Source organism: Microbacterium sp. ZW CA_36 (assembly GCF_044987475.1).
In the GTDB taxonomy this organism is placed as follows: Bacteria; Actinomycetota; Actinomycetes; order Actinomycetales; family Microbacteriaceae; genus Microbacterium.
On record NZ_JBJDRL010000025.1, the window covers coordinates 34,172 to 54,024 of the forward strand.

A 19,853-nucleotide genomic window follows, 5' to 3' on the forward strand; every position below is an offset into this window, starting at 1 on the left:
AGACGAAACGCACAGACACGAAAGAAGCCCATGGCTGAAGACGAACGCCCCGAGCCTGAGCACGAGCACGGCCGCATCGACCAGGTCGATCTGCAGCTCGAGATGCAGCGCAGCTATCTCGACTACGCGATGGCCGTCATCATCGGCCGCGCACTCCCCGACGTTCGCGATGGCCTGAAGCCGGTGCACCGCCGCGTGATCTACGGCATGTACGACGGCGGGTTCCGCCCCGACAAGTCCTTCTCGAAGTGCGCCCGCGTCGTCGGCGAGGTCATGGGCCAGTACCACCCGCACGGCGACACGGCGATCTACGACGCCCTCGTCCGTCTGGTGCAGCCCTGGTCGCTGCGGTACCCGCTGGCGCAGGGTCAGGGCAACTTCGGCTCGCCCGGCAACATGGGCGCCGCCGCCCCGCGGTACACCGAGACGAAGATGGCTCAGCTCGCGCTCGAGATGGTGCGCGACATCGAGGAAGAGACCGTCGACTTCCAGGACAACTACGACGGGCAGACGCAGGAGCCGTCGGTTCTGCCGGCGCGTTTCCCGAACCTGCTGGTCAACGGCTCCGTCGGCATCGCCGTCGGCATGGCGACCAACATCCCGCCGCACAACCTGCGTGAGGTCTCCGCGGGCGCACTGTGGGCGCTGGAGCACCCGGACGCCTCGCGCGAGGAGTTGCTCGAGGCGCTCATGGAGCGCATCCCCGGTCCCGACTTCCCGACCGGCGCGCAGATCCTCGGCACGAAGGGCATCCGCGAGGCGTACCGCACCGGCCGCGGGTCGATCACGATGCGCGCCGTCGTCGCGATCGAGGAGATCCAGGGGCGCACCTGCCTCGTCATCACCGAGCTGCCGTACCAGGTGAACCCCGACAACCTCGCGGTCAAGATCGGCGATCTCGCCCGCGACGGCAAGATCACCGGCATCGCCGACATCCGCGACGAGACCTCCGATCGCACCGGTCAGCGTCTCGTGGTGGTCCTCAAGCGGGATGCCGTCGCCAAGGTCGTGCTGAACAACCTGTACAAGCACACGCAGCTGCAGGAGAACTTCGGTGCGAACATGCTCGCGATCGTCGACAACGTGCCCCGCACGCTCGCCCTCGACGGCTTCATCGCGCTGTGGGTGGACCACCAGATCGACGTCATCGTCCGGCGCACCACCTACCGGCTGCGCAAGGCCGAGGAGCGCATGCACATCCTGCGCGGCTACCTCAAGGCGCTCGACGCGCTCGACGAGGTCATCGCGCTGATCCGCCGGTCGCCGACGGTGCAGGAGGCGAACGAGGGCCTCCAGAAGCTTCTCGACATCGACGACGTGCAGGCCGACGCGATCCTGCAGATGCAGCTGCGCCGCCTGGCCGCCCTCGAACGCCAGAAGATCATCGACGAGGCCGCCGAGCTCGAGCGCCAGATCGCCGACTACCAGGACATCCTGGCCACCCCGCAGCGACAGCGCGACATCGTGCGCGAGGAGCTGACGGCGATCGTCGACAAGTTCGGCGACGAGCGTCGCACGCACATCCTCCACGGGTTCGACGGCGACATGTCGATGGAAGACCTCATCCCCGAAGAGGAGATGGTGATCTCCGTCACGCGCGACGGCTACATCAAGCGCACCCGCAGCGACAACTACCGCCAGCAGCACCGCGGCGGCAAGGGCGTCAAGGGTGCGCAGCTGCGCGCTGACGACGTGGTGGAGCACTTCTTCGTCACGACGACCCACCACTGGCTCCTGTTCTTCACGAACAAGGGCCGCGTGTACCGGTCCAAGGCTTACGAGGTGCCGGAGGCCGGCCGCGACGCCAAGGGACAGCACGTCGCCAACCTTCTGGCGCTCCAGCCCGACGAGGAGATCGCGCAGATCCTCGACATCCGCGACTACTCGGTCGCCACCTACCTGGTGCTCGCCACGCGCAACGGCCTCGTCAAGAAGACCCGCCTGACCGAGTACGACACCAACCGCCAGGGCGGCATCATCGCCATCAAGCTGCGCGGTCAGGTGCCCGAGGAGGGCGACGACGACGAAGCGGGCCCCGACGACGAAGTCGTCAGCGCCCTGCTCGTGGACGAGGGCGACGACATCCTGCTCATCAGCCGGCACGGCATGTCGCTGCGCTTCTCGGCCACCGATTCGGCGCTCCGTCCGATGGGCCGTTCGACGTCGGGTGTGAAGGGCATGGACTTCCGCGCCGGCGACAGCCTGCTCTCGGCATCCGTCGCCACCGACGACGGGTATGTCTTCGTGGTGACCGAGGGCGGATACGCCAAGCGCACGGCCGTGGACCAGTACCGCGTACAGAACCGCGGCGGACTGGGCATCAAGGTGGCCAAACTCAGCGAGGATCGGGGCGATCTCGCGGGTGGTCTGATCGTCTCCGAGGACGACGAGGTCTTGGTGGTTCTTGCCAGCGGCAAGGTGGTACGCTCTGCCGTGGCCGAGGTCCCCGCCAAGGGTCGAGACACGATGGGTGTCGTGTTCGCCCGCTCCGGCGATGACGACCGCATCCTCGCAATCGCCCGAAACGGTGAACGCGGCCTTGCCGAAGAACCCGAGGACGCCGCCGACGGAGCCGAACAGGCACCGTCACCTGAGACCCCGTCATCAGAAGACACCGACGGGTCGGATGCCTCCCCCGAGACCCCCGAAGAGAGCACTGACGCATGAGCACGGTAGCCGACAAGCTCGCCAAGAAATCGAGTCACAAGACCAGCGCCAAGCAGGTGCGCCTGCGCCTGGTGTACGTGGACTTCTGGTCCGCGGTGAAGCTGTCCTTCCTCGCCGCGATCGCGATCGCGGTGGTGACCGTCGTCGCCTTCGTGATGGTCTTCCTGGTGGTGCAGACCACCGGCCTGATCGACAAGGCCGATGAGTTCTTCTCCAGCTTCTCGGACGGCAGCATCCTGCTGTCGGACTTCGTGAGCTTCCCGCAGGTGCTGGCCTTCTCGGCCGTCGTCGCGATCCTCAACCTCGTGGTCTTCACGGTGCTCGGCGCCGTGATCGCGGGCATCTACAACCTGGCTGTCAAGGTCACCGGCGGCCTGCTCGTCGGCTTCACCTCGAACTGACGCCCACGCGCCTGAGCGCCGGCATCCGCGGAGTCGATCTGCGGATGCCGGCGCTTCGTGTATGCGGTCAGACGACCGTCGTGCCGAGCAGCGTGCCGATGAGCCAGGTGACGACGAGCGCGAGCGCGCCGCCGATCACCAGACGTGTCGCCGCGCGCAGGCGCGGTGCACCGCCGAGGCTCGCCGACACCGTCCCCGTCGCCGCGAGGGCGAGCAGCACGGCGACGAAGGTGACGGGCACCCGCCACTCCGGTGGCGGGAGCAGGATCGCCAGCAGCGGCAACAGCGCACCGAGGGTGAACGCGATCGCCGACGAGAGCGCCGCGTGCCACGGATTGACCAGGTCCTCCTGGTCGATGTGCAGCTCCACCTCGAGGTGGGCCGACAGCGCGTCGTGCGCGGTGAGTTCGTGGGCGACCACGCGCGCCGTCGCCTCGGACAGGCCGCGGTCGCGATACAGCTGCGTCAGCTCCTCCAGCTCCTGTTCCGGCATGTCGCGCAGCTCGCCGCGTTCTTTGGCGATGAGCGCGCGTTCCGAGTCGCGCTGACTGCTCACCGACACGTACTCGCCGAGTGCCATGGAGATCGCCCCGCCGACGAGCCCGGCGATGCCCGCGGTGAACAGCGCGCCGGTGTCGGTGGTCGCGCCGGCGACGCCGACGACGAGTGCGGCGACCGACACGATGCCGTCGTTCGCACCCAGTACGCCGGCACGCAGCCAGTTGAGTCGCTGCCCGAGTCCGGCGCCGTGGGGCTCGCCGGGATGAGAGGTCGCGGTCACGTGCCCAGTCAACCAGCCCGATTCGTGAAATCGAGCTTCGTCGGGTAAAGTCTTGGAGGTTGCGGGACGCAGTTCCGCAGACATTCGGGGCTATAGCTCAGGCGGTTAGAGCGCTTCACTGATAATGAAGAGGTCCCAGGTTCAAGTCCTGGTAGCCCCACCGAAAGCCCCGGGGCCTTAGCTCAGTTGGTAGAGCGCCTGCTTTGCAAGCAGGATGTCAGGAGTTCGAATCTCCTAGGCTCCACAGAACACACGAAGCCGGTTCCCGCAAGGGGCCGGCTTCTTCGTTCTCTGGGAAGTCTCGCGCGGATAGGGTGAAGCATGGACCTGCGTGTCGCGGCGTACGCGGTGATCATCGACGAACACGACCGCCTTCTGCTCGCCCACTGGAACGAGGGCCGCCGCGCCGCGTGGACGCTGCCCGGGGGCGGGCTCGAAGAGGGTGAGGATCCTGAGCGTGCGGCTCGCCGCGAGGTCAGGGAGGAGACGGGCTATCGCGTCGCGATCGGGCCGCTGCTCGGCATCCACTCCCGTGTCATCCCACCCGGCCGCCGGTTGAAACCGGGCGCCGACCTGCCGCTGCACACGCTGCGGATCGTCTACCGTGCGCACGTCACCGGTGGCCGCCTGCGCCATGAGAAGAACGGCTCGACCGACCGCGCGGAGTGGTTCCCGCTCGCGGAGGTGAACGCGCTGCAGCGCGTGAAGCTCGTCGACATCGCGCTCGAGATGGCGGCCGTCGAGCTGCCGCCCTCGTGAGCGTGGGCTCAGCCGTCAGTCGATCGGCTGCGTGATGTCGGCGACCGTCGCCCCATAGGCGGCGATGAGGTCATCGGCGTCGACGAACATGCTGTAGCCGTGTGCGCCCGCGCCCATCGCGATGCGCTGGCCGACGATCTGGCTGTCGGCGTAGATCGGCCAGTCGTGGGTGCTGCCGAGGGGCACGATCGTCCCCCGCTCGTACCCGGTGGCGGCCAGCGCGCGTGCGGGATCCGGCAGCTGCAGCTTGTTCACGCCCACCACGGCCCGCAGCTTCGGCCACGAGATGGCCCGGTCACCCGGGACGAGCGCGAAGAGAAAGGTGTCGTCGCTGCGCTTGACCACGAGGGTCTTCACGATGCCGGACGCGGGGATGCCGAGGATCGCGGCCGCCTCGGGCAGGCTGTTCGCCGCCGGACGCTCGCGGATCTCGATCTCCAGACCGCGCGCGGAGGCCGCCGCGCGAACGCGGTCGACCCCCGTCAGTGCCTCGCCCGTGGCGGGCTCAGGCATCCGGAGCGCGCAGCGGGTCGTCCGCGACCCAGAGCTCGTCGTCGGCGCGGAGCGTCTGCCATGCGGCGTAGAGCACGCCGACCGCGGCTGCGACGCCGAGGATGATGGCGATCACGCCGCCGGCGCCCATCCCCTTCTTCTGCGGTGCGGACCGCTCGAGCTTGGCCGAGAGGTACCGGCTCGCCTCGCGAGCGTACTTGTCGGCCTTCTTGCCGTAGTTCTTCGAGTCGGGCAGTGCGAATCCGCGGCCGCTGGCGAGCTGCGCGCGCGTGTCGTTCGCCGCATCCCAGACCGACAGCGCGGAGCCGACCACGGCGCCTGCCGCGGGGATCACCGTGCTGTTGACGACCTTCTTGCCCTTGTCGACGTACGGTGCGGCGTACTTGTCGTAGCCGGCCTGCATCTGCGGCTTTACCTGTTCGCGGCCGAAGTGCCCGAGCTGGCGACTTGCTTCGCGTGCGACGGATGCGGCCTCACCGACCAGCACCTGCTGCGACTCCCACAGCTGGTTCGCCTGCTTCTGAAGCTTCTCGAGTTCCTTCTTGCGCTTGCGGCTGACGCTCACGGTTGCCCTCCCTGTCGTGGGGATGTCGTCTCCCCATCTTGCCAGACCCCCGCCGAGACGGGAGGGGTTGCAGTGAACTCTGAGACAATGTAGGAATGCCGCTTCATACAGCTGTCGCAACGATCCACACCAACTACGGCGACATCGTCGTCAACCTGTTCGGAGACCACGCCCCCCGCACCGTGCAGAACTTCGTCGGGCTCTCCGACGGGTCGCAGGCGTGGACGCACCCGGCGACCGGCAAGCCGGGCGAGGGCCCGCTGTACAAGGACGTCATCTTCCACCGCATCATCTCGGGCTTCATGATCCAGGGCGGCGACCCGCTCGGCCAGGGTGTGGGCGGACCGGGCTACAACTTCAACGACGAGATCAACGGCGAGCTCACCTTCACCGATCCCTACAAGCTCGCCATGGCGAACGCCGGCCTGCGCCGCAACGCGATCACCGGTCAGCCCGAGGGCACCAACGGCTCGCAGTTCTTCATCACCGTCCCCGGCCAGGGGGGCCGCGGACCGGAGTGGCTGCAGGGCAAGCACACGATCTTCGGCGAGGTCGCCGATGATGCTTCGAAGGCCGTCGTCGACACCATCGCCGAGGTTCCGACGGCCGCCGGCGACCGCCCGGTCGAGCCGGTCGTCATCGAGTCGATCGACATCGCCTCGGCCGACGGTTCGCGCACCGGGCGTGCGGCGGAACACCGCCGCGCGCCCGGGTCCGCCGCAGCCCTGAGCCGACGAAACCCACAGACGGGGGCCGCGTGAGCACCGACGACTTCCAGCGCAACCGCGAGAACTTCTGCTACCGGCATCCGGATCGGCAGAGCTTCGTCCTCTGCCAGCGATGCCTGCGCACGATCTGCCCGGAGTGCCAGACCCCCGCCGCCGTCGGCGTGATCTGCCCCGAGTGCCTGCGCGACCAGCAGAAGTCGCAGTCGCCGGCGCAGCGCAAGGCCGAGCGCCGCTGGTCGCGTCCGCGCGCGGTGTCGGCGTCGTCGGGACAGCCGATCGTCACCTACACCATCATCGGCCTCACCGCCTTCGTGTACCTGCTGACACTCATCCCCGGCGGAGTCGGCGATGCGGTGCAGCAGACGCTGCTCTACTGGGCGCCGTTGATGTACCCCGACGTGACCGGTCGCTTCGAGCCGTGGCGTCTGCTCACCGGCGCCCTCGTGCACGCGGGCATCTGGCATGTGGGCCTCAATATGCTCGCGCTCTGGATGATCGGCCGCAGCCTCGAACCGCTCCTCGGCCGGTGGCGGTTCCTCACCCTCTACGTGCTGAGTGCCATCGGCGGCTCGGTGGCGGTGACGCTGCTCTCGTTCACGACGCCCGTCGTCGGGGCGTCCGGCGCCATCTTCGGCCTGTTCGGCGCGCTGCTCGTGATCGGGCGCCACATCGGCGCGAACATCGCCGGCATCGCGGTCGTCCTCGGCATCAACCTCGTCATCGGGTTCATCCCCGGATTCAACGTGTCGTGGCAGGCGCACGTCGGCGGCCTGCTGGTCGGCCTGCTGGTCGCGTTCATCTTCACGCGCACCCGCGCGGTGCGGCAGCGCGGCCTGCAGATCGGCCTGCTGGTCGCCGTCGGTGCCGGACTCGTGGCGCTCCTCTTCGTGCCGGTGGTCTTCCCCGGTGTGGTCCTCGCGTAAGGCTTCAGGCGCGCCGAGCCGGAGTTATCCACAGGTCCATCCACAGCCTGGGGAGAATGACACGGGTGTAATTCACAGGTGTTAACAGAGTTGTTAACAACTCAGGATGCGGGCCATCACGCGGGTTCTGCCGCCGAGATGACGGCATCCGCGCACGGAAAAGCCCCGGTCGCCATAGACCGGGGCTTCTCGCTCGCAGCAGCTCGCTATCGCCAGCGCGTCGTCATGAGGAAACCGATGAAGGCGATACCGAAGCCGATCACCAGGTTCCATGCCCCGATGTCGGGGATCGGGAACGCCATGCCGCTCAGGTAGAAGACGAGGATCCAGACCAGACCGATGAGCATCAGTCCGATCATGATCGGCTTGAACCACACCGGGTTGGGTGCGGCCTCGCCTTCTGCGCGCTCGACGAGCGAGTCGTCGTCTTTGCCGGGTCGTGCCATGGGAAGAGTCTAACTGCCAGCCGACCCCAACACTTGCTGTGCGAGAATCCCCCTGTGGATGAAGCGGTGTCCGGTCTGGGGCGCGCCGCGCGGAGGCAGCAGACCCCGCGCCGGCGCACGTCCGTCGTCGGTGTCATCGGCGAGGTGCTCATCACCGCCGGTGTCATCGTGCTCCTCTACGTCGTCTGGCAGCTGTGGGTCGGCGATCTGATCTATGGCGCCGAGCGCAACGCCGAAGGGACCCAGCTCTCGCAGGAGTGGGCGGAGCAGTACGAGGGCGAGGATCCCGTCGTCGCCGCGCCGGAGCCGGATCCGTCCGCACCGGCCGCTCCGGTCACGGCGCCGCCGCCGGTGCTCCCCGAGCCCGGCGACGGCGAGAAGTTCGCCGTCATGCACGTCCCCCGCTTCGGATCGGACTACGCGGTGCCGATGGCTGGTGGTGTGACACGTTCCCGCACCCTCGACCCGATCGGCATCGGCCACTACCCCGGCACCAAGATGCCGGGCGAGCCCGGCAACTTCGCCGTCGCCGCCCATCGCACCACGTGGGGCAAGCCGTTCAACCGCATCGCCGACCTGCACGTGGGTGACGCGATCGTCGTGGAGACGCAGGCCGGCTGGTACACCTACCGCTTCCGGACGCTCCAGTACGTCCGCCCGAACGAGGTCGAAGTGCTTCTTCCCGTACCCCAGGCCATGGACGTCCCCGCCGGCACCGCCTACATCACCCTGACGAGCTGCAGCCCCATGTACGCCATGACCGAGCGCATCGTCGCCTACGGCGTGTTCGAGTCGTTCACGCCCCGCGATGCCGGGGAGCCGGCATCCCTCCAGGCGGTGGCCTGATGTACGCGGCGCTATGGCGAGTCCTTCCCGGCCCGGGGTGGGTGCGGGTGCTCATCCTGCTCGTCCTCATCGCGGCGGTGCTCTACGGTCTGCTCTTCTACGTCTTCCCCTGGGTGAGCCAGTTCGTGAACCCGCAGGATGTCACCGTGGGGCTCCCCGCCGCCCCGTCGGGTGCGCCGGTGTCGTGACCGCGGCACCGTCAACGGGGCGCATCCTCGTCGTCGACAACCACGACAGCTTCGTCCACACCCTGATCGGCTACCTGCACGAGCTCGGGGCGGAGACCGACATGGTCGAGGCCGATGCAATCGACGACCCCGCGGGTGTCGTCGCGGGTCGCCGCGCGGTGCTCGTCTCACCCGGACCGGGCACCCCCGCAGCCGCCGGCGCGTCGATCGCCGTCGTCCGTGCGGCGGCATCGGGCGGCATTCCGCTCCTCGGCGTGTGCCTGGGCCACCAGGCGATCGCCGAGGCCTACGGGGCGACGGTCGACCACGCTCCCGAGCTCATGCACGGCATGACATCGCTCGTGCAGCACGACGGCTCGCCGCTCTACGCCGGGCTCCCCGACCCGTTCACCGCGACGCGCTACCACTCGCTGGCGATCGTGCCCGAGACGCTGCCGGCCGAGCTCGTGGTCACCAGCAGCACGGCGAGCGGCGTCATCATGGGCGTCGCCCACCGCACCGCGCCCATCGTGGGCGTGCAGTTCCATCCCGAGAGCGTGCTGACCGAGGGCGGACACCGCCTGCTGGGCAACTGGCTCGCATCGGTCGGATTCACGGATGCCGCAGCCCGCGGCGCGACGCTCAGTCCCCGACGCGACGCCTGAGCTCGCTACGGGCCCGTGCAGTAGATCAGCGTGATCTCCGAGTGCACCGGCACGTCGCCGGGGGTCAGCGACTGCGACTGCACGGTCGCGGGGTCGGCGCCGGCGCAGTTCGGGTCCTCCTGCGCGGTCACGGTGAGCCCGACCTCTTCGAGCTCACGTGTGGCCGCGTCGACGGTGTAGCCCCGCACGTCGTCGATCGCCACCCGGCCGGAAGCCACGACGAGGTTCACCATCGTGCCGGCGGCGACACTCGCCCCGTCGACCGGATCGCTCGAGATCACCGTGCCGGCGGCCAGGTCCTTGTCGTTCTGCGGGGTGACGGTGCCCAGCTGCAGCCCGGCGGTCGTGATGGCGGCTGTCGCGGCATCCTGCCCGAGTCCGACCAGCGTCGGCACCGTCGACATCTGCTGTCCGGTCGAGACGTACACGCTGACCTGCTGGTCGGGCGTCACCGACGTGCCCGCCTCGGGGTCGGTGCGGATGACGTTGCCGGCGGCGACCTCGGTGTTCTCCTCGTCGACGCGGATCGCCCGGAGGTCGGCGTCGGCCAGTGCTTCGTTCGCCCGCTCGTAGGTCATGCCCGACACATCGGGCACCTCGCGCACGTTGTCGGGCAGATCGTCGCGCGGCTGGATGGTGAGCACCCAGAACAGCAGCGAGATGAGGAGCACCGCCAGCAGGGCGACGCCCGCCCAGATCCAGGCGACCGGCGGACCGGCCTGCGTGCGCTTCATCGTCGTGTCGGTGCTCAGCTGGCGCAGCGACCGCGCGGTCTCGGCGGCCTGGCGCGGGTTGGGGCCGTACAGCTCGCTGGTGAGGGCCCCCACCTGCCGCTTCGACGGCTGCCGGCCGTCCACGGTCGCGTCGAGCGCCTCGCGGAAGCCCGCGGCGTCCTGGTAGCGCTGGAACGGGTCCTTCGCGAGGGCGCGGAGCGCGACGGTGTCGAGGGCGCGGGGCACCGTGTCGTTCACCTCGGACGGCGGAACCGGCGCCTCGCTCACGTGCTGATAGGCCACCGCCACCGGGGAGTCGCCGCGGAACGGCTGGCGGCCGGTGAGCAGCTCGTACAGCACGACGCCGGTCGAGTACACGTCGGCGCGGGCATCGACGGGCTCCCCCTTCGCCTGCTCCGGCGAGAAGTACGCGGCGGTGCCCAGGATCTGGGTGGTCTCGGCGACGGTCGACGAGCTGTCCGACACCGCGCGGGCGATGCCGAAGTCCATCACCTTCACCTGACCGGCATCCGTCACCATGACGTTGCCGGGCTTGATGTCGCGGTGCACGACACCGGCGCGGTGCGAGTACTCGAGAGCCTCGAGGATGCCGTCGACGTAGCGGACGGCATCCGTCACGGGAACGGGGCCTGCGGCGATGATCTCCTTGAGGAGCCGGCCCTTGACCAGCTCCATCACGATGAACGGGACCGGGCGGACGGTGCCGTCGGGCGACGTCAGGGAGTCCTCGCCGGCGTCGTACACCCGCACGATCGTCGGGTGGGCCATGCGGGACGCTGCCTGCGCCTCGAGGCGGAACCGGGTGCGGAAGGCGTTGTCGTCGGCCAGCTCGCGGTCGAGGATCTTGATCGCGACCTCGCGGCCCAGTGTGAGGTCGTACCCGCGGTAGACGCTCGCCATGCCGCCTCGGCCGATGGGCTCATCGATGCGATAGCGCCCCGAAAGCACACGCGGCTCAGCTGTCACGGTCACTCCCTGCCTGGAACATCAGCCACACTAGCCGAGCGAGAGCGGGTCACGCGTGCCGCGCGACCCGCTCTGCGGATTCACTCAGCCAGGCTCACTCGTCGTCGGACTCGTCCGTGGGTCCGGGAGTGGGAGCGGCCTGGATCAGCACGGTGGCCTCGCCCGACTCGCCCGACGTGCGGTTGCCCGCGGTGCCGCCGCTGCAGGTGACGTTGTACGTGACGATCACCGTCTGGCCCGCTGCGTCGCCCGCCGTCACGGTCGCCGACCGCGCGTTCTGCGGGAAGCTCGGCCCGTTCGTGATCGTGCCGTTCTGCACCGTGAAGGTGTAGGCGCTGACCGAGCCGGCGCCTGAGGGGCACGTATAGCCGTCCCACATGACGGTGAGCTGCTCCCCGGGGGCGACGGATGCCGGAGCGCCCTGGAACGTCGGGGAGCTCGGCGTCGGCATCGGGGTCTGGCCGGCGTACGCGGTCAGCTCGATGATCGTGCCCTTCGGGACGTTGCCGGTCGGGCTCACGCTGTAGACCTTGCCCACGCTCGCCTCGTCGGGCGCCGCGTTGCCCTCGACGCAGTTCGCACCGAGGCCGAGGGCGTCAAGTGCCGTCGACGCGGCGGCGCAATCCTGCCCCACGTAGTCGTCCGCGACGACGTTCGCCGTGGTGGGTGTCGGCGTCGGCGTGTCGGTCGGCGTCACCGACGGCGTCGAAGTGGTCTTCGTCGGGTCGGGCGCGGGCGTGTCCTGGTTCGCCACGACCGCCCAGATGGTGCCGATGAGCACCAGGAGGAGCAGAGCGATGAGGGCGATGAGCGGCCAGGTCCAGGGGCTGCGCTTCTTCTTCTCCGCCGCCTCTTCGGCGCCCTCTTCACCGGGCGCCGGCATGATGCGCGTCGCGGCCGACGTGTCGGAGCCCGCCGCGAGCAGCTGCGTCGCCGCATCGCCCGCGGCGACGCCGGCGATGGCCGGGACCGCCGCGGCGGCTGCCGCGACATCGCCTCGGCGCAGCGCGGTGGCGGCGCGCGCGACGGCAGCCGCGGAAGCCGGACGCTCCTCGGGCTTCTTCGCGATCATCGCCATCACGAGGTTCTGGACCGGGACGGCGACCGTGGCCGGCAGAGGTGCCGGCTGCTCGTTGATCTGCGCCATCGCGATGGCGACCTGCGACTCGCCCGTGAACGGGCGCTTGCCCGCGAGGCACTCGTAGGCGACGATCCCGAGCGAGTAGATGTCGGTGGCCGGCGATGCCGGATGCCCGGACGCCTGCTCGGGCGACAGGTACTGCACCGTGCCCATCACCTGGCCGGTGGCGGTGAGCGGCACCTGGTCGGCGATGCGCGCGATGCCGAAGTCGGTGATCTTCACGCGGCCGTCGGGCGTGATGAGGAGGTTGCCGGGCTTGATGTCGCGGTGCACCAGACCGGCCGCGTGCGCGGCCTGCAGTGCGGCCGACGTCTGCGCCACGATGTCGAGGGTCTTGTCGGTCGACAGCGATCCGTCGCGCTCGAGGACCGTCGACAGCGCCTCGCCGGGAACGAGTTCCATGACGAGGAAGGCGCTGCCGGCCTCCTCGCCGTAGTCGAACACGCTCGCGATGCCCTCGTGGTTCACGAGGGCCGCATGGCGGGCCTCGGCACGGAAGCGCTCCAGGAATCCTGGGTCTCCCATGTATTCGTCTTTGAGGATCTTGATGGCGACGGTCCGTCCGATGACGTGGTCGGTCGCTTCCCAGACCTCGCCCATGCCGCCGATCGCTATGCGCGAATCGAGTTCGTATCGGCCGCCGAAGGTCACGCCCTGCGTCGGTCTCATTTGCCCAGCACCGCCTCCATGACCTTCTTCGCGATAGGAGCGGCGATGGTGTTGCCGCTGCCCGACTGTCCTTGCCTGCCGCCGTCCTCCACGACCACTGCGACCGCGACTTCGGGGTTCTGGGCCGGGGCGAACCCTGTGAACCAGAGGGTATATGGCTCGTCGCCGGTGTTCTCCGCGGTTCCGGTCTTTCCGGCCACGTCGACCCCGTCTATTCTTGCACCCGACGCAGCACCGTCACTGACATTGGCCACCATCATCGTGACCAACTCATCCGCGAGGGCCGCGTCGAGAGCCCGCCCGAACTCCGTGTCGTCGAAGGTCTTCTGTACCGACAGGTCCGGGCCGATCACACGATCCACCATGCGGGGGTTCATCACCGTGCCGCCGTTCGCGATGCCGGCCGACACCATCGCCATCTGCAGCGGCGTCGCCGTCACCTGACCCTGGCCGAACCCGCTCAGCGCCGTCTGCGCGTCGTCCTGGATCGTCCGCGGGTATCCCGACGGCGTCGAGATGAGCGGCAGCTCGAACGGCTGGTTGAAGCCGTACTTCTCGGCCTCTTCGCGGATGGCGGTGTCGCCGAGCTCCACAGCGAGTTCCGCGAACGGGATGTTGCAGCTCAGGCGCAGCGCGTCGGCGAGCGTGACCGTGTCGCCGCCGCCGCACGTGCCGCCGCTGGCGTTGTGGACGATGCTGCTGGACTGCGGCAGCTGGTAGGTCGCGGGGTTCGGGAGCGTCGACTGCGGCGTGTAGTCGCCGGACGCGAGGGCGGCCGAGGCCACCACGAGCTTGAAGGTCGAGCCGGGCGGATTCAGGTCGCCGGCGATCGCACGGTTCGACAGCGGTTTGCCCGGATCGGCGACGAGGGCGTCGTAGGCGTCGTTCACCGCGTCCGTATCGTGTGATGCGAGGACGTTGGTGTCGTAGCTCGGGCTCGTCACCAGCGCCAGGATGCGCCCGGTCGACGGCTCGATCGCGACGATGCCGCCCTGCAGGTCGCCGAGCGCCTCGTAGGCGGCCCGCTGCACATCGGCGTCGAGGGAGAGCACGACGTTCGAGCCGCGCGGCGGCTGTCCGGTGAAGATCCGCTCGACGCGCGAGAAGAACTGCGAGCCGGCTGTGCCGCTGAGCTCCTGGTTCATGGCCAGCTCTATGTTGGTCGCCGAGTTCAGCACCGGGTTGATGTAGCCGGTGACGGGCGCCCACATGTCGGCATCCGTGTACACGCGCTGCCAGCTGTAGAGGTCGTCGGACGGCACCGACGAGGCGATCGCGGCTCCGCTCGCGATGATCGACCCGCGCTGCACCTCGTACGAGTCGTAGAGCGAGCGACGGTTCTCCGGGTTGGCCGCGAGCTCGTCGGCCTGGATCACCTGGATCCAGCTCGTCGACGCGAACAGCGCGAGGAACATGACCAGCATCAGGACGCTGAGGCGACGCAGTTCTTTGGTCATGTCAGCCGATCACCACCCGGGGCCGGCTGCGGACGGCATCCGAGATGCGCAGCAGCAGCGCGACGATGATCCAGTTCGCCACGAGCGACGAGCCGCCCGCCGCCAGGAACGGCGTCGTGAGGCCGGTGAGCGGGATGAGGCGGGTGACGCCGCCGACCATGATGAAGACCTGCAGCGCGATCGTGAACGACAGGCCGGTGGCGAGCAGCTTGCCGAAGTCGTCCTGCCCGGCCAGGCCGATGCGGATACCGCGGCTCGTGAAGACCATGTACAGGCACAGGATCGCGAACACGCCGATCAGGCCGAGCTCTTCGCCCAGCGCCGGCAGGATGTAGTCGCTCTCGGCGACCGGCGTGAGGTACGGCCGCCCCAGCCCGAGCCCGGTGCCCAGGAGCCCGCCGTTCGCCATGCCGAAGATGCCGTTGACGAGCTGGTAGCTGGATCCGCCCATCAGGTCGGGGTTGAACGCGTCGAGCCAGTTCGTGAACCGCGCGCCCACGTACGGAAGGATCCGCGACGCGAGGAACGCGCCCGACACGGCGAGCACGACGCCGATGAGCACCCAGCTGGTCTTGCCGGTCGCGACGTAGAGCATCGCGACGAACATGCCGAAGATCAGCACGCCGGTGCCGAGGTCGCGCTGCAGCACGATGATGCCGAGCGAGACGAGCCAGATGACCAGCAGCGGCCCGAGCTCGCGTCCGCGCGGCCAGGTGAGGCCGAGGAACCGGGTGCCGGTGGAGGTGAGGCTCTCGCGTGTGCGCACCAGGTAGCCGGCGAAGAAGATGCCGAGGGCGATCTTGGCGAGCTCACCCGGCTGGAATGAGAAGAAACCCAGGTCGACCCATACATCGGCGTTGCCGCCGCCGCTGAGGCCGGGGATCACCGGCAGGATCAGCAGGGCGATGCCGACGAAGCCGAAGATGTATGTGTAGCGGAACAGCACCCGGTAGTTGTGCAGGAACATCACCACGAGGATCGCCGCGATGAGCGCGATCGCCGCCCACGCCAGCTGCCGCGTCGAGTACGCCTCCCAGCCGTGGCGCTCCCAGTTCAGGTCGAGCCGGTAGATCATCGCGAGGCCGAGCCCCGTGAGGAGCGTCGCGATGGGCACGACGAAGGGGTCGGCGTCGCGGGCGCGCAGGCGCAGCAGGATGTGCAGCGCGATCACGAGGGCGGTGAGGCCGCCGCAGTAGACCAGGAACGTCCAGTCGATCGCGCCGAGCGCGCCCAGCTGGACGAGGGCGATCGCCGACCCGTTGATCGTGAACGCGAAGACCAGCAGGGCCAGCTCGCGGTTGCGCTGGGTCTGCGGCACGCGGATGCGTCTGAGCGCCCGCACCACGGCGGTGTCGGTCGAGACGGCGTCGGTGGGTGTGCTCGTGGGGGCGCTCATCCGCCTCCTCCCGACAGGTCGCTGATTCCCGACACGATCTGCCGTGCGTGCGAGAGCGAGTTGGCCGAGATCGTGCCCTCCACCGTCGCACGGGCGAAGGCGGACAGCGAATCGAGCGGGATCTCGGTGTCCTCGTAGGGCGTCGACAGCGAGATCGGCCCGATGTTCTGCTGCACGCCCTGATAGATCACGACGGTGTCCTCATCGGCGCCGACGAAGTAGCGCGTCTGGGTCCACTGGTAGCCGATCCATGCGGCGCCGGCGAGGAGCACGAGCACGAGGGCCACGCCGACCATCCACCCGACGCGCCGGCGGCGGGCGCGCCGCCGGTCCTCCTCGATGAGCTCCTCGAGGAACTCCGCGGCAGGCTCGAAGTGCGTCGGCTCGTTCGCCGACTGACGGTTGGGGTGCAGCCAGCTCGTGCGGCCGGGGCGGGCGGCGGGCACGTCGATGCCGGTCGGGTTGGACGCGGAGCCCACGATCGTGGGCGTGCCGGAGAAGAGCGGATGCTGCCCGCCGACGTCGACGATGACGATCGTGACGTTGTCGGGGGCGCCGCCGTCGAGGGCCTGCTTCAGCAGGCTGTCGGCGGTGCGTCCCGGCGCGAGTCCGAGACCCATCGCCTTCGCCGTGTGCGGGTCGTCGACCACGCCCGACAGGCCGTCCGAGCAGAGCAGCCAGCGGTCACCCGGCTGCGTCGGCATGATGAACGTGTCGAGCTCGGGGTCGGTGTCCATGTCGCCGAGCACGCGCATGAGCACGGAACGGCGCGGGTGGTAGCGGGCCTCTTCGGGCGTGATGCGGCCGGAGTCCACGAGCCGCTGCACGAAGGTGTGGTCGGTGGTGATCTGGGTGAGCGCGCCGTCGCGGTAGAGGTAGATGCGCGAGTCGCCGATATGGGCGATGACGGCGTATTCGTCGACCATGATGAGCGCGCTGACGGTGGTGCCCATGCCGGCGAGCTCCGGCCGGAGGCCGACGGTGTCGGCGAGGTCGACCGCGGCATCCGATATCGCGTCGCGCAGCGCCCGTTCCGCGTCGGCCGTGGAGTCGTAAGGGCGGTCGAGCACCTGCAGCCGGGTGATCGCGATGCTCGAGGCGACGTCGCCGCCCGCGTGGCCGCCCATGCCGTCGGCGACGACGAAGAGGTTCGAGCCGGCATAGCCGGAGTCCTGATTGTTGGAGCGCACCTTGCCGGTGTGCGAGATCGCGGCGCTCGAGCCCTGGAAGACCATGTGGGAGGGGTCCGCCCGCTACTTCCGCAGCTCGAACGTCGTCGCGCCGACCTTGATGGGCGCGCCGATGTTCACGGGGACGGGAGAAGTCACGCGGGCGCCGTCATGCCAGGTGCCGTTCGTCGAGTCGAGGTCCTGGATCATCCACTGGTCCCCCCACAGCACCAGACGGGCGTGGTGGCTGGAGGTGTAGTCGTCGCGGACCACGAGGCCGGACTCGCTCGAGCGCCCGATGGTGAGCGGCTCGTTGCCGAGCGGGAGCTCGAGCCCGGTCTTGGGTCCGCTCGTGATCACGATCCGCGAGACAGCGGCCGTCGTCGCCGGTCCGCCCGGCTTCGCGGGCGCTGCAGACGCCACGGGTGCGACCGGCGCGGTGACCGAGGCGGCCGCGGCGGGGACGGATGCCGCAGGCCCGACCGCGGCGGCCGCGGCATCCGGCATCCGGCGCACCTTGACGCCGAACAGGTCGGCGCGCAGCGAGTACACGACGGCGAAGACGAACGCCCACAGCAGCACCAGGAAGCCGATGCGCAGCAGCAGAAGGGTCAGCTCGCTCATGCCAGCGGCCCCCGCTCCTGCGGGTCGTACGCGGCGCGCGCGTCGAACGCCCGCGTGGCGTCGTCGACCGGTGCCGCCGGTCGCGCGGTCGCTGCCTGTGCGACGACGCGGAACACGATGTCGGTGCGACCGATCCGCACCGTCGAGTCGGGTGGCAGCGCGGCCTCGCCGACCTTGCGGCCGTCGAGCAGCGTGCCGTTGGTGGAGCCCAGGTCGCGGACCATGGCGCGCTCGCCGTCCCACAGGATCTCGACGTGCTTGCGGCTCGTGCCCGAGTCGGCGACCGTGATGTCGGCGTCGCTGCCGCGGCCGATGACCGTGCGCGACTTCGTCAGGGGGATGCGGCGGCCCTCGACGTCCACCACGCCGCGCCACGCGACGCGGCCGCCCTGGGCCGTCGTCGACTCCACTCGGAGCGTGCCGGTGGACAGTTCGTCGTCCCGTCGCAGCGAGATCGTCACCGGGCCGGCGAACGAGTAGCCCTGGGCCTTGGCGTGCGCGTGCACGAGCGTGTCGAGCTCGTGCGTGAGCGCGTCGCCGAGCGCCGAGATGCGGTCGTCGTCGGCGGGCGAGAGCCGCACGGTGAAGGTGTTCGGTGCGAGGATGCGGTCGCGGCTGACCACCGCGGCCTTCTTGTCGAGTTCGCTGCGCAGGGCGGACGCGATCTCCACAGGCTGGATGCCGCTGCGAAAGGTCTTCGCGAACGCGCTGTTCACCGCGCGTTCGAGACCTTTCTCGAAGCTGTCAAGTAGTCCCACGGAGCTCCTCTTGAGGGGGGTGCCGGTTGCTACATGCTAATTGCACAGTCTGTGCCGACGATGGATCGTGCTGGCGATCAGGCGAGTTAGAACCAGGCCGCGACGCATGATATCCTCGGCAAGTTGAGTTTCGCGGGATCTTCGGATGCCGTGACTCGCGCGAGTGGCGGAATAGGCAGACGCGCTGGCTTCAGGTGCCAGTGCCCGAAAGGGCGTGGGGGTTCAACTCCCCCCTCGCGCACAGCGCATCGAAAGCCCCCGGGTATCCCGGGGGCTTTCGGCGTCTCACGCACCTCCGAGGGGCGACGACAGGCGCATTAGGCTCGCATCATGAATGGCCGGGACTCCGCCCAGGATGACAAGCCGCTCGACCTGCCCGGGGTCGATCCACTGGGCGAGAGTGTGTACCTCGCCGTTCTCATGGCGGGACGCATCCGGGCGCGAGACGTGGCGGCGAAGCTCGGCCTGGATGAGCCGACCACGTTCGCGGGCTTGGAGGAGCTGCGCTCCGCCGGGCTCGTCACGCGACTGGAATCGGCGGACCCCGATTACTCGGCCGTTGACCCGCGCTTTGCCGTGCGTGCGCTGGCCGAGCAGCTGAGTGAGCAGACGCAACGGCTGCGCGAGGCCATTCCAGCGCTCGCGGATCACTTCGATGCGGCTGCCACCACTTCTGCGGATGTGCCGCAGAGCATGTTCGTCACCGATCCGGATGCCGTCGCCGGCTGGTACGCGCGTCTCCAGCACCAGGCGGAGCGTGAGTTCCTCGCGTTCGACCGTCCACCGTATGTGGCCGCTTCCTTCGACCCGTTCGAGTCCGCTGTCCTGGCCCGGGGCGTCCAGTGGCGCGCGATCTACACCGTGTCGAGCTTCGACGAGGGCGCGACCTGGGACGAGGTCGGAGCGCTCGCCGAGCAGGGTGAGCAGTCGCGCATCACCGACGACCTGCCCATCAAGCTGGTCGTCGTCGACCGCGCCGTCGCCCTCGTCTCACTGAGTCTCGAACCTGGCGAGGTCGTGGCGCTCGTGACCCACGCGCTGCCCCTGGTCGCTGCGTTGTGCACCCTCTTCGAGTACGAGTGGGCGAGAGCCGTCCCGCTGACCGCGGCAGCGTCCCCGCACGGTCTGCCCGAGACGACCAGACGTTATCCCGCACCGCAGACGGACAGCCCCTCGTCCGAGGATCTCGCCATCCTGACGCTCATGGCCGTGGGGATGAAGGACGACGCCATCGCGCGCCGACTGGGGATCTCGGCGCGCACGCTGCGACGGCGCAGCCAGGAGCTCATGGCCGGCCTCGGAGCGAGCAATCGTTTCCAGGCCGGTGTGGAGGCATCCCGGCGCGGCTGGATCTGACCGCGGATGTAACGCTGGCGTTTCAACAGTTGGCCGGTTGAGGTCGGTGGCCATATCCGGCCAGAGCTGACGGCACGGGACCTCGCAGAATGAGGTCCAGCCCGACCCACCCCGGGGTCGCG

General features: G+C 69.2%; 19 protein-coding genes, 3 tRNA genes and 1 pseudogene. 12 read left to right on the top strand and 11 right to left on the bottom strand.

The annotated features are described in order from the left end of the window. The first annotated feature begins 30 nt into the window (after positions 1-30). Together gyrA and ACI3KX_RS12280 are read left to right on the top strand one after the other, a co-directional pair. Positions 31-2,667 (top strand): DNA gyrase subunit A, encoded by a 2,637-nt coding sequence (gyrA, locus tag ACI3KX_RS12275; protein WP_349425719.1) that lies wholly within the window; start codon positions 31-33, stop codon positions 2,665-2,667. Further along, entirely contained in the window at positions 2,664-3,068 is a 405-nt protein-coding gene (locus ACI3KX_RS12280; protein ID WP_331906620.1) for a DUF3566 domain-containing protein, read from the top strand. Before gyrA ends, ACI3KX_RS12280 begins: the two co-directional genes overlap by 4 nt. Positions 3,069-3,135: 67 nt before the next feature. Here the strand turns inward: ACI3KX_RS12280 and ACI3KX_RS12285 are convergent, their stop codons facing one another. Continuing rightward, positions 3,136-3,861 carry a VIT family protein gene (locus ACI3KX_RS12285; protein WP_404909920.1) on the bottom strand — a complete coding sequence of 242 codons (726 nt, stop codon included), beginning with the start codon at positions 3,859-3,861 and terminating at the stop codon, positions 3,136-3,138. Between the two features lie 74 nt (positions 3,862-3,935). Between ACI3KX_RS12285 and ACI3KX_RS12290 the strand changes: the two genes are divergently transcribed. From ACI3KX_RS12290 to ACI3KX_RS12300, 3 genes are all read left to right on the top strand, one after another. Then, positions 3,936-4,009 (top strand) — tRNA-Ile (locus tag ACI3KX_RS12290). An 11-nt stretch (positions 4,010-4,020) separates the two neighbouring features. Beyond that, positions 4,021-4,093, top strand: a tRNA-Ala gene (locus ACI3KX_RS12295). A 77-nt stretch (positions 4,094-4,170) separates the two neighbouring features. Beyond that, positions 4,171-4,608, top strand: a complete 438-nt coding sequence (locus tag ACI3KX_RS12300; RefSeq protein ID WP_363356064.1) for an NUDIX hydrolase — start codon at positions 4,171-4,173, stop codon at positions 4,606-4,608. A gap of 15 nt (positions 4,609-4,623) precedes the next feature. Here the strand turns inward: ACI3KX_RS12300 and ACI3KX_RS12305 are convergent, their stop codons facing one another. Then, positions 4,624-5,121: a YbaK/EbsC family protein gene (locus tag ACI3KX_RS12305; protein WP_363356066.1), complete on the bottom strand. Its 498-nt coding sequence runs from the start codon at positions 5,119-5,121 to the stop codon at positions 4,624-4,626. Further along, positions 5,114-5,686, bottom strand: coding sequence for a DNA helicase (locus tag ACI3KX_RS12310; protein ID WP_349425723.1), 573 nt, complete (start codon positions 5,684-5,686; stop codon positions 5,114-5,116). The genes ACI3KX_RS12305 and ACI3KX_RS12310 overlap by 8 nt, the downstream gene beginning before the upstream one ends. A 95-nt stretch (positions 5,687-5,781) precedes the next feature. Between ACI3KX_RS12310 and ACI3KX_RS12315 the strand changes: the two are divergent. Further along, a pseudogene (locus tag ACI3KX_RS12315) lies at positions 5,782-6,348 on the top strand (peptidylprolyl isomerase); the annotation flags it as partial. A gap of 95 nt (positions 6,349-6,443) precedes the next feature. Continuing rightward, the gene (locus ACI3KX_RS12320; RefSeq protein ID WP_349425725.1) at positions 6,444-7,337 is read left to right on the top strand and encodes a rhomboid family intramembrane serine protease; all 894 of its coding nucleotides are present in this window, start codon (positions 6,444-6,446) and stop codon (positions 7,335-7,337) included. 206 nt (positions 7,338-7,543) lie between these two features. Here the strand turns inward: ACI3KX_RS12320 and ACI3KX_RS12325 are convergent, their stop codons facing one another. Further along, entirely contained in the window at positions 7,544-7,783 is a 240-nt protein-coding gene (locus ACI3KX_RS12325) for a cell division protein CrgA (protein WP_045301992.1), read from the bottom strand. Between the two features lie 54 nt (positions 7,784-7,837). On the opposite strand from ACI3KX_RS12325, the gene ACI3KX_RS12330 reads away from it, so the two are divergent. Genes ACI3KX_RS12330 through ACI3KX_RS12340 form a run of 3 tightly spaced genes read left to right on the top strand, consistent with a single transcriptional unit; the run spans position 7,838 to position 9,461 of the window. Next, on the top strand, positions 7,838-8,629 hold the full coding sequence (locus ACI3KX_RS12330) for a class E sortase (protein ID WP_363356071.1): 792 nt from the start codon (positions 7,838-7,840) through the stop codon (positions 8,627-8,629). Next, complete coding sequence (locus tag ACI3KX_RS12335; protein ID WP_349425727.1) at positions 8,629-8,817, top strand: hypothetical protein; 189 nt, start codon at positions 8,629-8,631, stop codon at positions 8,815-8,817. The genes ACI3KX_RS12330 and ACI3KX_RS12335 overlap by 1 nt, the downstream gene beginning before the upstream one ends. Further along, positions 8,814-9,461, top strand: a complete 648-nt coding sequence (locus ACI3KX_RS12340) for a glutamine amidotransferase-related protein (protein WP_349425728.1) — start codon at positions 8,814-8,816, stop codon at positions 9,459-9,461. Before ACI3KX_RS12335 ends, ACI3KX_RS12340 begins: the two co-directional genes overlap by 4 nt. A 5-nt stretch (positions 9,462-9,466) precedes the next feature. On the opposite strand, the gene pknB is transcribed toward ACI3KX_RS12340, so the two are convergent. From pknB to ACI3KX_RS12375, 7 genes are all read right to left on the bottom strand, one after another. Next, positions 9,467-11,161 (bottom strand): Stk1 family PASTA domain-containing Ser/Thr kinase, encoded by a 1,695-nt coding sequence (gene pknB / locus ACI3KX_RS12345; RefSeq protein WP_363356073.1) that lies wholly within the window; start codon positions 11,159-11,161, stop codon positions 9,467-9,469. Between the two features lie 94 nt (positions 11,162-11,255). Then, positions 11,256-12,971 (bottom strand): protein kinase domain-containing protein, encoded by a 1,716-nt coding sequence (locus ACI3KX_RS12350; protein WP_363356075.1) that lies wholly within the window; start codon positions 12,969-12,971, stop codon positions 11,256-11,258. Beyond that, entirely contained in the window at positions 12,968-14,428 is a 1,461-nt protein-coding gene (locus ACI3KX_RS12355; RefSeq protein WP_349425730.1) for a penicillin-binding transpeptidase domain-containing protein, read from the bottom strand. The genes ACI3KX_RS12350 and ACI3KX_RS12355 overlap by 4 nt, the downstream gene beginning before the upstream one ends. 1 nt (position 14,429) lies before the next feature. Next, complete coding sequence (locus ACI3KX_RS12360; protein ID WP_349425731.1) at positions 14,430-15,824, bottom strand: FtsW/RodA/SpoVE family cell cycle protein; 1,395 nt, start codon at positions 15,822-15,824, stop codon at positions 14,430-14,432. After that, positions 15,821-17,059 carry a PP2C family serine/threonine-protein phosphatase gene (locus tag ACI3KX_RS12365; protein ID WP_349425732.1) on the bottom strand — a complete coding sequence of 413 codons (1,239 nt, stop codon included), beginning with the start codon at positions 17,057-17,059 and terminating at the stop codon, positions 15,821-15,823. The genes ACI3KX_RS12360 and ACI3KX_RS12365 overlap by 4 nt, the downstream gene beginning before the upstream one ends. 18 nt (positions 17,060-17,077) lie before the next feature. Beyond that, a complete protein-coding gene (locus tag ACI3KX_RS12370) occupies positions 17,078-17,617 on the bottom strand; it encodes an FHA domain-containing protein (RefSeq protein WP_363356080.1) in 540 nt (179 codons plus the stop codon). Further along, on the bottom strand, positions 17,614-18,375 hold the full coding sequence (locus tag ACI3KX_RS12375) for a DUF3662 and FHA domain-containing protein (RefSeq protein WP_363356083.1): 762 nt from the start codon (positions 18,373-18,375) through the stop codon (positions 17,614-17,616). The genes ACI3KX_RS12370 and ACI3KX_RS12375 overlap by 4 nt, the downstream gene beginning before the upstream one ends. Before the next feature lie 157 nt (positions 18,376-18,532). Here ACI3KX_RS12375 and ACI3KX_RS12380 point away from each other — a divergent pair. Together ACI3KX_RS12380 and ACI3KX_RS12385 are read left to right on the top strand one after the other, a co-directional pair. Then, a tRNA-Leu gene (locus ACI3KX_RS12380) sits at positions 18,533-18,616 on the top strand. An 89-nt stretch (positions 18,617-18,705) separates the two neighbouring features. Further along, complete coding sequence (locus ACI3KX_RS12385; protein WP_363356085.1) at positions 18,706-19,731, top strand: helix-turn-helix domain-containing protein; 1,026 nt, start codon at positions 18,706-18,708, stop codon at positions 19,729-19,731. The last annotated feature ends 122 nt before the right edge of the window (positions 19,732-19,853 follow it).

Bases quoted from the DNA above. Each gene is read 5' to 3' on its own strand.
- gyrA (WP_349425719.1), top strand. From the start codon at position 31: ATGGCTGAAGACGAACGCCCCGAGCCTGAGCACGAGCACGGCCGCATC.
- ACI3KX_RS12280 (WP_331906620.1), top strand. From the start codon at position 2,664: ATGAGCACGGTAGCCGACAAGCTCGCCAAGAAATCGAGTCACAAGACC.
- ACI3KX_RS12300 (WP_363356064.1), top strand. From the start codon at position 4,171: ATGGACCTGCGTGTCGCGGCGTACGCGGTGATCATCGACGAACACGAC.
- ACI3KX_RS12305 (WP_363356066.1), bottom strand. From the start codon at position 5,121: ATGCCTGAGCCCGCCACGGGCGAGGCACTGACGGGGGTCGACCGCGTT.
- ACI3KX_RS12325 (WP_045301992.1), bottom strand. From the start codon at position 7,783: ATGGCACGACCCGGCAAAGACGACGACTCGCTCGTCGAGCGCGCAGAA.
- ACI3KX_RS12335 (WP_349425727.1), top strand. From the start codon at position 8,629: ATGTACGCGGCGCTATGGCGAGTCCTTCCCGGCCCGGGGTGGGTGCGG.
- ACI3KX_RS12350 (WP_363356075.1), bottom strand. From the start codon at position 12,971: ATGAGACCGACGCAGGGCGTGACCTTCGGCGGCCGATACGAACTCGAT.
- ACI3KX_RS12355 (WP_349425730.1), bottom strand. From the start codon at position 14,428: ATGACCAAAGAACTGCGTCGCCTCAGCGTCCTGATGCTGGTCATGTTC.
- ACI3KX_RS12360 (WP_349425731.1), bottom strand. From the start codon at position 15,824: ATGAGCGCCCCCACGAGCACACCCACCGACGCCGTCTCGACCGACACC.
- ACI3KX_RS12365 (WP_349425732.1), bottom strand. From the start codon at position 17,059: ATGGTCTTCCAGGGCTCGAGCGCCGCGATCTCGCACACCGGCAAGGTG.
- ACI3KX_RS12370 (WP_363356080.1), bottom strand. From the start codon at position 17,617: ATGAGCGAGCTGACCCTTCTGCTGCTGCGCATCGGCTTCCTGGTGCTG.
- ACI3KX_RS12385 (WP_363356085.1), top strand. From the start codon at position 18,706: ATGAATGGCCGGGACTCCGCCCAGGATGACAAGCCGCTCGACCTGCCC.